General features: G+C 39.9%; 13 protein-coding genes. All 13 read right to left on the minus strand.

All coding sequences use genetic code 11. The annotated features are described in order from the left end of the window. Nucleotides 1–2: 2 nt before the first annotated feature. The 13 genes from aepY to AC50YO_RS18055 are packed head-to-tail and all read right to left on the minus strand — an operon-like array spanning nt 3 to nt 13,480. Nucleotides 3–1,154: a phosphonopyruvate decarboxylase gene (aepY, locus tag AC50YO_RS17995; RefSeq protein ID WP_494849316.1), complete on the minus strand. Its 1,152-nt coding sequence runs from the start codon at nt 1,152–1,154 to the stop codon at nt 3–5. Continuing rightward, complete coding sequence (aepX, locus tag AC50YO_RS18000; RefSeq protein ID WP_494849318.1) at nt 1,155–2,456, minus strand: phosphoenolpyruvate mutase; 1,302 nt, start codon at nt 2,454–2,456, stop codon at nt 1,155–1,157. It lies immediately after the preceding gene. A 15-nt stretch (nt 2,457–2,471) separates the two neighbouring features. Beyond that, entirely contained in the window at nt 2,472–3,599 is a 1,128-nt protein-coding gene (locus tag AC50YO_RS18005; RefSeq protein WP_494849319.1) for a phosphonoacetaldehyde reductase, read from the minus strand. 36 nt (nt 3,600–3,635) lie between these two features. After that, nucleotides 3,636–5,702 (minus strand): sulfatase-like hydrolase/transferase, encoded by a 2,067-nt coding sequence (locus AC50YO_RS18010; protein WP_494849321.1) that lies wholly within the window; start codon nt 5,700–5,702, stop codon nt 3,636–3,638. A 35-nt stretch (nt 5,703–5,737) separates the two neighbouring features. Further along, complete coding sequence (neuC, locus tag AC50YO_RS18015; RefSeq protein ID WP_494849323.1) at nt 5,738–6,907, minus strand: UDP-N-acetylglucosamine 2-epimerase; 1,170 nt, start codon at nt 6,905–6,907, stop codon at nt 5,738–5,740. Next, nucleotides 6,907–7,569: a class I SAM-dependent methyltransferase gene (locus AC50YO_RS18020; RefSeq protein ID WP_494849325.1), complete on the minus strand. Its 663-nt coding sequence runs from the start codon at nt 7,567–7,569 to the stop codon at nt 6,907–6,909. Before AC50YO_RS18020 ends, neuC begins: the two co-directional genes overlap by 1 nt. Nucleotides 7,570–7,597: 28 nt before the next feature. Next, nucleotides 7,598–8,278 (minus strand): WbqC family protein, encoded by a 681-nt coding sequence (locus AC50YO_RS18025; RefSeq protein WP_494849328.1) that lies wholly within the window; start codon nt 8,276–8,278, stop codon nt 7,598–7,600. After that, entirely contained in the window at nt 8,275–9,312 is a 1,038-nt protein-coding gene (locus tag AC50YO_RS18030) for a DegT/DnrJ/EryC1/StrS family aminotransferase (protein WP_494849333.1), read from the minus strand. Before AC50YO_RS18030 ends, AC50YO_RS18025 begins: the two co-directional genes overlap by 4 nt. Nucleotides 9,313–9,371: 59 nt before the next feature. Continuing rightward, nucleotides 9,372–10,061, minus strand: coding sequence for an acylneuraminate cytidylyltransferase family protein (locus tag AC50YO_RS18035; protein WP_494849334.1), 690 nt, complete (start codon nt 10,059–10,061; stop codon nt 9,372–9,374). A gap of 2 nt (nt 10,062–10,063) precedes the next feature. Then, nucleotides 10,064–11,113: a nucleotidyltransferase family protein gene (locus AC50YO_RS18040; RefSeq protein WP_494849336.1), complete on the minus strand. Its 1,050-nt coding sequence runs from the start codon at nt 11,111–11,113 to the stop codon at nt 10,064–10,066. Beyond that, complete coding sequence (locus tag AC50YO_RS18045; protein ID WP_494849338.1) at nt 11,110–11,742, minus strand: acetyltransferase; 633 nt, start codon at nt 11,740–11,742, stop codon at nt 11,110–11,112. The genes AC50YO_RS18040 and AC50YO_RS18045 overlap by 4 nt, the downstream gene beginning before the upstream one ends. Next, nucleotides 11,742–12,812 (minus strand): N-acetylneuraminate synthase, encoded by a 1,071-nt coding sequence (gene neuB, locus AC50YO_RS18050; RefSeq protein WP_494849340.1) that lies wholly within the window; start codon nt 12,810–12,812, stop codon nt 11,742–11,744. Before neuB ends, AC50YO_RS18045 begins: the two co-directional genes overlap by 1 nt. Then, nucleotides 12,809–13,480, minus strand: a complete 672-nt coding sequence (locus tag AC50YO_RS18055) for a PIG-L deacetylase family protein (RefSeq protein ID WP_494849342.1) — start codon at nt 13,478–13,480, stop codon at nt 12,809–12,811. The genes neuB and AC50YO_RS18055 overlap by 4 nt, the downstream gene beginning before the upstream one ends. Between the last annotated feature and the right edge of the window lie 41 nt (nt 13,481–13,521).

Below are 13,521 nucleotides of genomic sequence, written 5' to 3' on the forward strand. Positions count from 1 at the left end.
TGTTAATTATGACTTGCAGCAGACGCAATAAATTTCATGAATTCTAGTTTGTTCTCTGCAGGGGTAGCTTCAGGTCTGCCCAGCTCTTTCCTAGATGCGGTATTTACTTTTATCTCTATTAAACAAGAGCCGATATGATCTCGTAATTGTTTAATTACTTTACCTAGCTGCTCTTCTCCTTCTACCGAAAAGACCCTCTCATAGCCACATGCTTTTGCTATTTCCTCTATCAGGATATTGCCCCCACTATTTGGTTGTCCACCTACCGATTCATGCACACCATTATTAATAACAATATGGGTATAAGCATTACCGGCAAATTGGCCGTTCACCGCTAATGCTCCCATATGCATTAGCATAGCTCCTTCGCCATCTATACAATAGACAGGGAGACTCGGCTTTGCAAGAGAGATGCCTAACGCAATCTGGGAGCTGTGACCCATTGATCCGACTGTAAGAAAATCGCGATTGCTTTCCATCCCCTTTTGCTTCCTTAACTCATACAGCTCTCTTGATGTTTTGCCCGTTGTAGATACAACCACAGCATCTTCTTCGATGGAATCTAAAATAACTTCAATAGCTCTTTCACGAGTCATTGACAAGTCATTTCCTGCACCCGCAGTTGCAACAGCCGTGGCAGTAAACGTGTTCTTCTTCACAACAAGCGCATACGGTTGCTGCTGCTCCGTCATATATTTCAGAGCCCCGTCAACTATTTCTTCAACTTCTTCCATTTCCATTTGAGAATCAATTACTGAATAATTAACACCAAGTAATTGAAGCATTTCTAGTGTGAGCAGTCCTTGCCGCTTATGCTGCGGCTCGTCCTTCATATTAGGCTCAGCTCTCCATCCGATTATCAGCAATGCGGGAATTTGATATACCATAGAATCAGTCAAAGAAACCAATGGATTAACAATATTGCCAAGTCCAGAATTCTGCATATATACAGCTGACACCTTCGATGTTGCTAAGTAATAACCAGCTGCCAATGCAAGCGCATTGCCTTCATTAGCAGCGATAACGTGTTTAGATGGAGCAGACCGCCTGCCTATAACCTCACATAAAGGCTGTAATAAAGAATCGGGTACTCCGCTAAAAAATTCAATCCCAGCGTCCTTCAACCGATTATAGAATTGCTCAGGACATAGCATCTAATTGCCTCCCGGAATCAACGTAAGTATCTTTTGAATAGGCATACACACCTCATCACATTCCAACGATCTCTCATGAGTGAGAATTTTGGTAGCAGCATCCATCATCGCGGGATATGCACTTCTAATCAAATGATTCGCATATATAACTACGTTAACACCAAGCTCTTTGAGTTCTTCCTCGTACATATGATTAAAGCTTGTCGGTACAACAACAAGAGGAACGCGATTAGCAAATTTGGCATACTCTCTACAAAACGCTTTAATTTCTTCGCCATCCTTCTCTTTGCTGTGAATCATAATTCCGTCAGTACCCGCTTCAATATAGGCCTGGGCTCTTGCGAGCGCGTCATCCATGCCCGCTCTAAGAATTAAGCTCTCAATGCGTGATATGATCATGAAATCGTCAGTTACTAAAGCTTTCTTACCTTCTCGTATTTTATGTGAGAAGTTTTCTATTGTATCTTGACTCTGTTCAACGTCTGTACCGAATAAGGAGTTTTTCTTCAAGCCGATCTTGTCTTCTATAATAATCGCCGAGACCCCGAGACGCTCCAGCGTCTTAACTGTATATACAAAATGCTCTACCAATCCGCCTGTATCCCCGTCCAGAATAATAGGCTTGGTTGTTACTTCTAATACATCATTAATCGTATTCAGCCTTGAAGTTAAATCGACTAATTCAATATCAGGCTTTCCTTTGGCCGTTGAATCACACAGGCTGCTTATCCAAATAGCATCAAAGCTCTTAGGGCGATTATCTTCCTTAATAACCTTACTATTCTCTACAATTAGTGCCGTAAGGCCATTATGAGCTTCCATTACCGTTACCAAAGGCTTGATCGCCATTAATTTTTTCAGTACGCCTCTTCTAAAATCTGGTGTCGAACCTGATTGCTGCATAAGCTCTTCCAGTCTCTTTATCGATTCTGCTTCTGTATATTCTACTTCAATTAGCTTACCATCCCACAATTGTAGAGTTTCGATAACTCTTGCACGTGTATTAGACTGTACACCTGTTTTCCAATCGTTTCCGTGAATCACATAATCGGGCTTGTATTTCATAAGATTCGGAACATAATCCAATGAGCTTTGTTCAACAACTTCGTTTACACCTTTAATATTTTCAATCATCGTTTTCCGCTCTTCGTAAGAGAGAACAGGCATTTTTTTATAGGATGATACGACTTCATCTGTTAGGACACCTACAATAACATTTCCGTATTTTTGAGCTTCTTTGATTACATTAATATGCCCGTAGTGAATAATGTCCGCACTCATAGCAAGGTAAACGGTCTTCATATTGATTGCCCCATTCTAATAGATGTAGTTTAAAATTTGAATGATCTCTTCTTGCGAAAGTGCATAGGGATTATTATCTATTCGCCCTTTGGTGAAGCATTCTGAAGATAGAGGATAAATATCTTCTTCTAGCAACCCATAATCCCTGAGTCGTATAGATATACCTGCCTGCTCTGTAATAGCTTTTATTTTTCCCTCTAGTTCCTGAGGGGATTGTATTTGAAGTGCAGCGTATAGTGCCTCCTGGTCGGCTAAATAAGGTAGGTTGTAACTAAGCAGAGCCGAAAGAGTCATTGTTGTCGCTATACCATGCTCGATTCCATATCCTAATGTCAACGGATAAGCTATCGCATGACAAGCTGTTGTTCGTGTATGAGAGAACGCGAAGCCAGCGTTGAGACTACCCAGCGATAATCCGATTCTAGCCTTCTCCCTACAATCTTCATTAAAAACATAGTCTATGTTAGCCATAATTAAAGTAATAGCCGTCAATGAGTACGCCTGGGAACAAGGGTTACTCCCTTTCGCCCAATAAGACTCTACAGCATGACACAACGCATCCAATGAACTAATTACGGACGACCGCAGTGATAAACTAGATGTTAGTAAAGGATCTACAATGGCATAATCCGGATAAAGCAACGGATATTCCACCGAATATTTTTTCTTGTTTTCCTTATCCCATACCGTTGCCCATTTAGTCATTTCGGAACCTGAACCGGATGTTGTTGGAATCGCAACAATGGGCACCTTATCCGGCTCATAGCCTCCAGTGGCAATTATATTCCTTAGATCTGCAACCGATTGAATATCCATCTTTGCTATAGCTTTCATAACCTTCGCCATATCTAATACGCTACCGCCGCCTACTGCAATAATGGTATCGTATTTGCAATCTTTCGTTATAGCGTAAATATTCATTACATCCTGCAGATCAGGATGACTGGGGATATGATCTATTATTCGATAATCATAAGCCTCTAATATAGGCAGCAGGATGTCCTTACAGCCAGACTCTTCAAAGCTCCGATTGCCGCAAAAAACCGCTATTCTTTTACTAGATAATCCTTTAATGATATCTTCTAGCTTTTCAATCGATCCTGGGCCCCATACTGCTCTCACCGGATTATAGTAAATATCCATTTGATTGTGTCCTTTCTAAAAAGGCTATTACGGCACTTACGGCTGTTCCATGTTCATATCGTTTTTGATATGCTCATAGACAATTTCTTCAAACCTCTTAACCTTTTCTCCATACATGCTCGTTTCATCTATATCGGTCTTTCTATTGATTAATTTAGAATGATAATTCAAAAGATTTACCGATCCATCCACATGTACATTTTCCTTCGTCTCGAATCTGTACTCATGCTGTTCATCCGTAATAACCGCTTTATAGGTCTGATTGGGATGCAGTGATTCACTAAAGACATATTTTCGTTCCTGATGGCCTCCAAATACTATCGGTAATCGTCCATCTATACCGTTGATCTGACGATCCGTTATCCCACTAAGCTTCAATAGGGAAGGTAGAATATCTACCGTCTCCATAAACTCATTAGAATTCCCTTTTTGGATCCCTCTGCCTGTGATCATAAGCGGGACTCTTCTTCTACTTACGTGAAGGGTATAATCTTCTTCTTCCAGGAAGGACTGACCATGATCTGAATACAACATAACAAGAATTTCATCCTGGCTGTATTTTTTATTTATATAATCAAATAACATGCCTAAGTAGCTGTCTATTCTCTTAATTTCCAAACCGTACTTTACAATTTTACTAGGATCGTACTCCGTTAAAACTGTAGTTGGACCTTTTTTATTATTGTTCATACGCAAGGCGATATCCGTTTTCGTCTCTGTAGATAGATTAACTTCTATTTGATCAGGCACATGGTGAAGGTCTTCTAGGCAGATCCATAGAAAATTATTTTTGTCAGGGAAGGTTTCTAAATGCTCTACGGCGTCCATAATAACCTCTCGACAGTCCATTCCACCCAAAAAATTCTTGTATAGCATTCGATCAAAGCCTTTAGAATAGCCATATGTCGGGGTTACCCGCCAATTATTACAAATCTGGGCTGTGAAATATCCATTTTCTTTGAAATACTCTTGCATCAATTTCGTATCATTATCGAAGCTGCAGTTATAATACGGATGGAACAATCCATGATTCATCGTATATTGACCAGTCGTGATGCTTGCAACGCTTGGCAGAGTCCACTCGCTATTCGCATAACAATTAGCAGAACTAAATCCATTCTCAAAAAATGAAGCTACATTGGGCATTGCTTCTTGCATACCTTGTTTCTCTAAAAAGTCATACGCCAAACCATCTATAAAAATATTTAATACCAATGTGGGCTTCTTAACATTGTCTTTCATCGGGATTGGCTTTCCGATAAATATATCTTTATCAGATCGGACTTTCAAAGTCCCCTTTTCATTAAATCGCAAATAATGGTATTTGTTCAATGCGAGCTCATTTGTTTTAAAAGTAAACGTACGGCTATTCCATTCAAAATGAGCATTAGTTCCTTCAGTTATTAAAGATACAGGAACAATAGAAGAAGCCTCAAGCTTCAGTTCAAGGTCTGACTGGCATTCTAATTGCTCGCCTTTGAATATTTCGGTTTTGAATAAGTATCGGGTACCCTGATCTATATTAGTAGCAAACAGAGTGCCATTCATATTAACAAGCGCCTCTTCATTGGTACCTTTATTCATTGTTTTGCGAATAAGGCTTTCATTATTTTTATCGAGAGGGAATACTCTAGCATCACCCTCCTCTAGTATTCTAGTGATTTGCTTGATTCTACTCTGTACGGTATTGAATTCATCGCCTGCCATACTAAGCAAGCTCAAACTATTCTGGTCGAAGACTTCTTTTGCAGACTCTTTTTGCTCGACATGACTCGCGTATTTGATAGCAAGAGCACAATACTTTAAACTATTCCATTGGTCCCCCATCATCGAGTACACAATACCGCAGTTGAGATTCAATTCGCAGTTAAAGGGGAATCTGTCCAATCCCAATAACAGCTGCTCTACAGCTTCCTCGTATTGATTGCTCAATACCAAAGAATTAGCTTTCAAGGAGTATAGCGATGCGTCTTGTATGTAACTAGAATATTCCTCGATCTTTTTATTTGCGCGATCGAGTTCATTTTGATTCAGGTCCTGCTGTATGGATTGATTCAACTGTAGCAGCCTTTTAATCGTTTCCTCAATTATGCGTTGTTGCATCCTATAGCTCCTTTCTTGTAAGTAAAAGACTCTTACTAATATGTTATTTTTTTTGCCAGTAATGTACTTCTATCAGGAAGTGATTCTAATATCTCAAGTGTTTTCTCTACGGTATAACCGTCCCCATAGACATATCTGTCCTTTTCTATAGTCTTTCTATATTCTTGGTCATATAATGCTTTTGTAAGTGCATTTTGAACATCCTCTTCTATCGCAGGTACAAATTGAACATTTCCTCCTGAAAGTCTTCCTCTTTGTCTTTCCCCAACATTAATTGCAGGTAAGCTAAGATAGGGAGCCTCATGCAAGGCCAACGAGGAATTCCCAACTAAACATTTGGCATTTCTAAGCATATTTACAAAAGAACGGCGTCCCAGATTCTGATACATATGAACATTGGGATGGTTAGAATATTGCTGTAATATCTGTATAAGATCCTGAGATCCCGGGTCGCTATTAGGTGCCCCAACAAATAACTCCATTCCGGTCTGCATACATTGTTTTAAACAGATCTCCAATTCTTTTGCAGCATTCTCTATATTAGAACTCAGAGGATGATAGATCAGAACGATATAATCTTTCGCAGCCCCATCCCCCAACTCCACTACTAACTCCTCAATTGCCATATGGGGTTCCATCCGTAATCTGTCAATACCAGCACTGCCTACCGTATGTATTCGCCAAGGTTCCTCGCCAAGCTTGGTTATTCTATCTGAATGCTCTTCTTTCATGGTCAAATGAATATGACTTAACTTCGTTGTTGCATGTCTTACTTGTTCATCTACATTGCCGCCCTCAGGGTAGGTATTATCGCCACCCGCAAGATGGATGACAGGAATATTCATATAAGATGCAGTTAATGAACCAATAATAGATTCTTCTCTATCACCAAGAATCAACAAATAGTCAGGAGCTTCCCTCATTAAAGCCTGCGAAAGGGCATCCATAAGGATGGCTGAAGACTTTGCTTTTCCAAGCAATGAGTTAGAATATAACAGATTTTCAATACGTTCAACGATATGAAATCCATCCTTCTCAATTTGTTGAACAGAATAATTATGAAGAGGTGTTAAATGAGCACCCGAAACAATAATGCCCAAATTAAAATCAGGATGCCGATTTATTCCATCGAGTAAAGGATATAACAGATCATATTCTGAACGAATTCCTGTAAGTGCGATAATTTTTTTGCGTTTGTTAGTCATTATTGCTCCCCGCCCTTTACATAACTAACAACCCAGTGTTTTCCGTGAAACTCACCAAAGCTATAACCGAATTGCCCTAATTTTAGCTTCTCATTTGGGAAGCATTTTGTTAATTCCTCTTCTTCTAATATCATTACAATAGCACCCTCTTGCCCGGGAACAGTAGATTCAAACAGGCTATTGCCGAGTGCTTTACTATGAGTATGCGAGTAATCCCCTATAGCGCCCATCGTTCCGAGAAAAATACCACCTGGTTTTAATACACGATTAATTTCTTTCATAGCTGCATTGAAACCAGCCCAATCATTATAATAAAGTACCTGCCATGCAACTACAGCGTCAAAATGTCCATCTGGAAAAGGAATACTTCCATCTGATATTAATTTTAGATCTGCGGACATATCTAATGTTTCTAACACATTTTCCAAATTAGTAATTGCGCTTTGACTAATCTCGACACCAGAAACAGTGAAGCCTTTTCTACAGAAATGTAGAAGATCTGCTCCTCCACCAAATCCATATTCTAATAGTTCATTGTGCGTTGTACTACTAAATAAGCGATGAGAAATTCTTACAAGCACATCATTGGGATAAGTCATGCCAGCGGATGAACGATTATAAATATTATCCCATACATTGATATTTCGTTGTCTTGTATTCATAAGTCCCCCTAAAGTTGTTACAAAATAGTCAGCTTTCAAATAAATACGCGCTTATTTTAGACTCCTCCGTGTTCAATAGCATATCCAGCATGGACAATCCGCCAATAAACTCTCCATGAACTTGTTGATAAGCAGGAGGGGTTGATTCTAAATAGTCAATTTTAATATGGATATCTTCAAATGAGCTTTCATCTAAATATCCCTTCGAGCCGAATCCACTTATATAAATATTCGCATCTAATGTGCGGCAGATATCTAACACTAGATTTGATTTTGTTCCTGTGACTTGAAGATCTGATAAATTAACAATTTGAGTCGCAATATTTAACTGCTTCAGAAAAAATAACAAAAAGGCTTCATTGACTTCATGTAAAGTTTTATATTCTCGTTTATATAATGATTCTAGTTCCGCCTCATAGATTCCCCAGTTTGGAGAAGAGCTATAAGAACTACATATCGATTTCCAATGTTTATTTCTCCATTTGTCTGATGTTAATTTCTTATCTGCTATTGTATCTGTAAGCTGTCCTGAGACCGGGATGGTTAACCAAAATTCATTTGCTTTATTCCTAATTTGATTTCGGTTTTGAACACCATTTTTTTGAAATTGCACAGTATCCATAATCACAAAAACATCGGACATAGCTATTTTTCTAAAATAAGGCGGCCAAGGTAAATACTGACTTTGATGAATCGAAATCTTCCTCATATATACCTCCGTACCCTTTCACTTATTGCAGCAATATCGTCAACTGTTAATTGTTCATGTAATGGTAGTGATAATACCCGTTCGTTCCACCATTCCGCATGATCAAAGCTTCCTTCAAGGTGAAACACTTTATGCAATAATTGTGAACCAAGTGCCCATGCTCCAATTCCCTGTTCTCGCAAATGCTGAGCAATATCTGGTGCAGACCCTTGATTAAGAATTAGCTGATAACGAAAAGGAACCTCTGGCATAAGACGGGCTGGATAACCCAAGTGTAGATCATATTGTTCTACAAGTTGATCACGATAATTAATGATTTGCTTATAACGCTCTAACTGTACAATCAGCATAGCGCATTGAAAATCGGATATTGGGGCATGTATACGAAAAGGTATTTCCTGATTATGAGCAAATTCAGCATAGTCGGGATCAAAAAAGGTAGCAATTTTTCTATTAAAATGTTCATGATCAGTAACAACAGCACCACCATAACCAATCGTGAACAATTTAGTCGGAGAGAAGGACATGACTGCCAAATCGGTTCTGGGGTTTTTGGCTGGAAGAAACCTTTGGGCCATATCCTCAATCACGAAGAAGCCATGATTATGAAATAAGTCAACATCTTGTGACAAACCAAACATATGAGGAATGATAACAATTGACTTAGATTTCTTTGCTAATCGTTTTTGCAAAGCTGATTGAAGGCTGATCAATGGAAGGCTATCCTCCACATCAACAACGATTGGTTCTGCTCCTAGTGAACAAATAGCCTGATAAACAGAGGGACAAGTTATTGTCGGAATGATTACTTGCTTGCCTCTCCCTACTCCAGCAGCAATGAGAGCCGATTGAAGTGCAGCAAAACCAGAATTAGTAATTTTCCCAAATTTACTCCCCATAAACCTAGCCAAGGAGATTTCAGCGTCCACTTTTTTTTGGCGGCCGGAAAAATCACCTGCTTTTAATGACTCGATTGCCGCTTCCACACTTCTATCATCAAAACCAGGGAAACTATGACTAATTATTTTATTCATGTTAGCCACCAACTTCATTTGTATAATATTCTATTCACTATGGGGAATAACATCGTTCCTCAACTACGATTAGATGACATTAACCATTCACACAGTTGAAAATCAGCTAACGTATCAATATCTATTGATCTTTCTCTAGGCATGATATGTCCAATAGTAGCTGATGTTAAAAATGACTCATCTCTTGTAAATTGCTCAGTTGCAGCAACATAGACAGCCCCATTCAACGAATAGGCAGCAGGGAGATCCTGTCTAAGTATCCCCCCGATACTGCCCATTATTGGCTGCAGCTTATTTTCTTCACCAAGCTGAAACATCCAATAGGGGCTCTTATCAGGTTCCGTTACCGTAACAACTGCTCCAGATTGAGAAGCTTCACATAATTCAATGCATCTATCGATATCCTCAACTATTCTAAGAGGCGTCGTAGGCTGGAGAACAACAACATAATCATATCCTGGCACTTGTTCAATTGCGTGCAAAATAGGTGCCGTACCTGGTGTGTCATCTTGTGCCAGAGCTGCAGGACGTCTGAACGGTATGTCGCATCCACTTTCTAATGCTGTATTCATTATCATTTCGTCGTCTGAGGTTAAAATCAATCGGTCTAAATATTTGGACTTTTTAGCTTCCTCTATCGTCCATGCAATGAGCGGTTTTCCAGCTAGAATACGAAGGTTTTTTCCAGGTACCCCTTTTGATCCTCCTCTAGCCGGAATGATTGCCAATACCTTCTTACTATTTATCATTGTTATATCATTCCTTCTACATATTCCATATTGGCACGCTCAAAGTCATCCGTTCTCCCAATATCCATCCAATATTCCCGAATCGGGAAGGCTGCCGTAGGCTTATTTAATTCGAGAAGTTTCTCAAATAAGGAAGGCATATCGAAAAAGGTGCTTTCAGGAATATGCTGCAGTACTTCTGGCGCAATTACATAAATCCCACCGCTTATAAAAAACCGCTGAAGAGGCTTTTCCTCAATACTTTGAAGACGGTGATCCTCCACTGTTACGACGCCATAAGGCACTTGAAACTCATATTCTCTAACACACATCGTCGCTAGTGCTCTTGTTTCTATATGAAAATCAAGCAATTGCTGAAAGTTTACTTTTGTAAGTAAATCTCCATTCATAACTAAAATCGGTTTATTCGGCATAAAAGGAAGTAAGCTTAGTGCACCCGCAGTGCCTAATCTTTTCGTTTCCTGAATATAAAGAATTTCCACTCCCCACGTAGATCCGTCCCCAAAATACTCCATAATCATTTCTGCTTTGTAATTGACCGAAATTATAAAACGATAAAATCCATTGGTAATAAAGTTCTCTAAAATAACTTGAAGAATCGGCTTACTTCCCACTTTCAATAATGGCTTGGGACAGTCTCTTGTTAATTCGCCTAATCGAGTCCCTAAGCCGCCTGCCATCAGTACAACCCAATTATCGCTGCGATCATGTTTAATAATCTCATCAAGTAAATCCAGTCTTATAATAATGCCATCTAGATCCACTACAGGAATTTGTTTGAGGCCTAAATTTTTCATTTTAGAAAATATAATTTCGTTACTTTCTTCCACGTTTGAAGTAATTGGATTCGTATTCATAATCCGTCTAACTGCATCATTCAGGTCTATTCCCTGCAAAATCCCTCTACGGATATCTCCATCCGTTACTGTACCAATCAGTCGTTTATTCTGGTCAATAACGAGTGCAATTTGAACAGTACCTTTATCAATAATCTCCAAGACATCCATTATAGAAGAGTATTCCGAAACTAACAGCTGTTCAATATGCTTCATTGCGTGGCCTCCTCTGCAGGTACTCCATACACGATTGACTGATTGGCAACTGGTCTGCGAACCAACGCACCGGCTCCAACAATTACTGAATTCCCGATTGCTATATTTTGAATAACAGTAGCACCAGCTCCTACATGTGTCTGTGTTCCGACAACAACTTGACCGCAAAGAACAACTCCCGGGGAAATATGCGTGTGATTGCCAATGATACATTCATGCTCGATAATCGCTCTTGTATTAATAATCGTATTTTCCCCTATGACACTTCCTGTTTGGATGATGGCGCCAGCCATAACTTGACTTCCCTGCTCTATTACAGCTAAATTTGATACCACAGCAGAATCATGAATGAGCGTTTCAAAAATATATTGATCAGATCTGAATTTTTCATAGATGTGCTGTCTTAGTCGGTTATTGCCGATCATTCCTATTCCGTTCACTAAAGCTATCTCATCGGACATGTATTTATACACAATAGAATCATCACCCAAATAAGGAATTCCACCTGGTAAAGTACCGTAAGAGGTAAGCTCTGTATAACCAATAATGTGATAGTTCTGACGGAGCAATAAGTCCATACAAACCTTGGCATGCCCACCTCCGCCAATAATAATGACTCGCTTATTCATCATTCTATTAAATCGTCTATTTCATAAGCTTTCGAAGCCTCTTTGCCGATAAAATCCCAATAGCTTGAAGGTGGTGCACCATTGCCCGGTCTCTTCAAAGTGATATGAGCATCCGTGATGACTTCTCCCTTTGCTATTGCCTTAGCAGCTACTACACTTTTGCGAGCCGGATTAGCATTAACAAGCTCAGATGCGGTAGGGATTTTGCTTGCTATGCCAAGTGCTTGTTCCACATGGCGAATTTGACTGACCAAAGCTTTTAATTCATCCGGTTCCATAGAAGCTTTATGATCGGGTCCTTCCATTAGCTTATCTATCGTAAAGTGCTTCTCAATGACTTGCGCTCCAAGCGCTACAGCTGCGACAGAAATTTCGGTTCCAGGCGTATGATCCGAATAGCCAGTCTCCAGTCCAAAAGCTTGACGCAATGTAATCATCTTGTTCAGATGTACATCTTGGAACTCAGCAGGATAATTCGTTGTACAGTGGAGGATCTTTACTTTCTCACGCAGCACTGCCTGTCCTTCAGCTGAGAAATAAGCCATTCTAAAAGACTGAATCGTTGGCTGCTCATCCGGTGCTATATAGGCACATGCTAGCGCACCAAGTGCCTCTTCGATTTCTCCGAGTGTCGTTATTCCTGTCGATATAATAACATTGGCGCCACTTCTGCCTGCACGATATAGTAAAGGCAAGTTAGTGATATCGCCAGAAGATATTTTAAGAGTGGTAAGACCGAATTGCTTTGTTAAAAGCTCCAGACTTGGCATATCAAACGGGGTAGATAAAAATGTAATGCCAGCTCGTTCGCACTCCCGCAACAACTCGACATGATCCTCTACGGATAACTCCAGCTTGCGAATCATGTCCAATTGGGATTCTGCCGCATCCGTTGTTTCCTTCTGGTAGGCAGCTTTGCTTGCATGCTTGCTAACAAGCTCTGTAGCTTGAAAAGTCTGAAATTTAACAGCATCAGCCCCTGCTTCTGCCGCTATATGAACGAGCTGCTTCGCCAGCTCTAACGAACCATTATGATTAACACCTGCTTCGGCAATGATATATACACTCACTCTATGACCTCCTTTAACAGCACAAACGCTTCCGCAGCCCTATACCCAGCAGCAGACCCTCTATATCTATAGAGTGCTTCTATGCTTTCTCTGCTTCTAGGAAACGGGAATTCGCCGATTTCAGATTCAAATATTTGCATGATTGTCCATTTCTCTTCTACATATGGCTCAATATTTATAAATACAGTTGGTCTGAATCCCCCAACCATTGGATTAATTCCAAATTCCGTTTCGGATACAGTCTCGTAAGCAAGCACTCGTTTGACTGACGGATATCTAAATGACTTGGTGCATGCAGCAGCTGCATCAAATACGTATTTATGATCAGAATGAATGTCATCTCTAAATGGTAGATAGACCACTTCAGGTCTTACTTCCTGAAATACATTCGAGAAGCTTTGTACTAAATGATTCATAGGAATAATATCCAATTCCATTGTCGGCCAGTTCAACTGATAGGTTTTATTGAAGCCGTAAAGAATAGCTACTTGATCGATCTCTGCCTGTCTAGATGCAACTCTCTCTGCTGAAAAGCCCTGCTTCTCACTAATTCCCGTAACAATTAACCAATAGATCTCATCACCATTGGCTCTATGCTTCAATAAAGCTCCGCCGCATCCTAGAGTCTCGTCATCTGGATGGGGAGCAATCACTAATACTTTCTTCATAGGTATATCCCCTCTCCTACTTGGTCGTCTTGTCTAATGCG

The organism is Paenibacillus sp. J22P59 (genome assembly GCF_059383895.1).

What these genes read in the sequence shown, in the direction of transcription:
- AC50YO_RS18005 (WP_494849319.1), bottom strand. Translation starts at nt 3,599, where the DNA reads ATGGATATTTACTATAATCCGGTGAGAGCAGTATGGGGCCCAGGATCG.
- AC50YO_RS18055 (WP_494849342.1), bottom strand. Translation starts at nt 13,480, where the DNA reads ATGAAGAAAGTATTAGTGATTGCTCCCCATCCAGATGACGAGACTCTA.
- AC50YO_RS18045 (WP_494849338.1), bottom strand. Translation starts at nt 11,742, where the DNA reads ATGAATAAGCGAGTCATTATTATTGGCGGAGGTGGGCATGCCAAGGTT.
- AC50YO_RS18020 (WP_494849325.1), bottom strand. Translation starts at nt 7,569, where the DNA reads ATGAATACAAGACAACGAAATATCAATGTATGGGATAATATTTATAAT.
- AC50YO_RS18025 (WP_494849328.1), bottom strand. Translation starts at nt 8,278, where the DNA reads ATGAGGAAGATTTCGATTCATCAAAGTCAGTATTTACCTTGGCCGCCT.
- neuC (WP_494849323.1), bottom strand. Translation starts at nt 6,907, where the DNA reads ATGACTAACAAACGCAAAAAAATTATCGCACTTACAGGAATTCGTTCA.
- aepY (WP_494849316.1), bottom strand. Translation starts at nt 1,154, where the DNA reads ATGCTATGTCCTGAGCAATTCTATAATCGGTTGAAGGACGCTGGGATT.
- AC50YO_RS18030 (WP_494849333.1), bottom strand. Translation starts at nt 9,312, where the DNA reads ATGAATAAAATAATTAGTCATAGTTTCCCTGGTTTTGATGATAGAAGT.
- aepX (WP_494849318.1), bottom strand. Translation starts at nt 2,456, where the DNA reads ATGAAGACCGTTTACCTTGCTATGAGTGCGGACATTATTCACTACGGG.
- AC50YO_RS18035 (WP_494849334.1), bottom strand. Translation starts at nt 10,061, where the DNA reads ATGATAAATAGTAAGAAGGTATTGGCAATCATTCCGGCTAGAGGAGGA.
- AC50YO_RS18010 (WP_494849321.1), bottom strand. Translation starts at nt 5,702, where the DNA reads ATGCAACAACGCATAATTGAGGAAACGATTAAAAGGCTGCTACAGTTG.
- AC50YO_RS18040 (WP_494849336.1), bottom strand. Translation starts at nt 11,113, where the DNA reads ATGAAGCATATTGAACAGCTGTTAGTTTCGGAATACTCTTCTATAATG.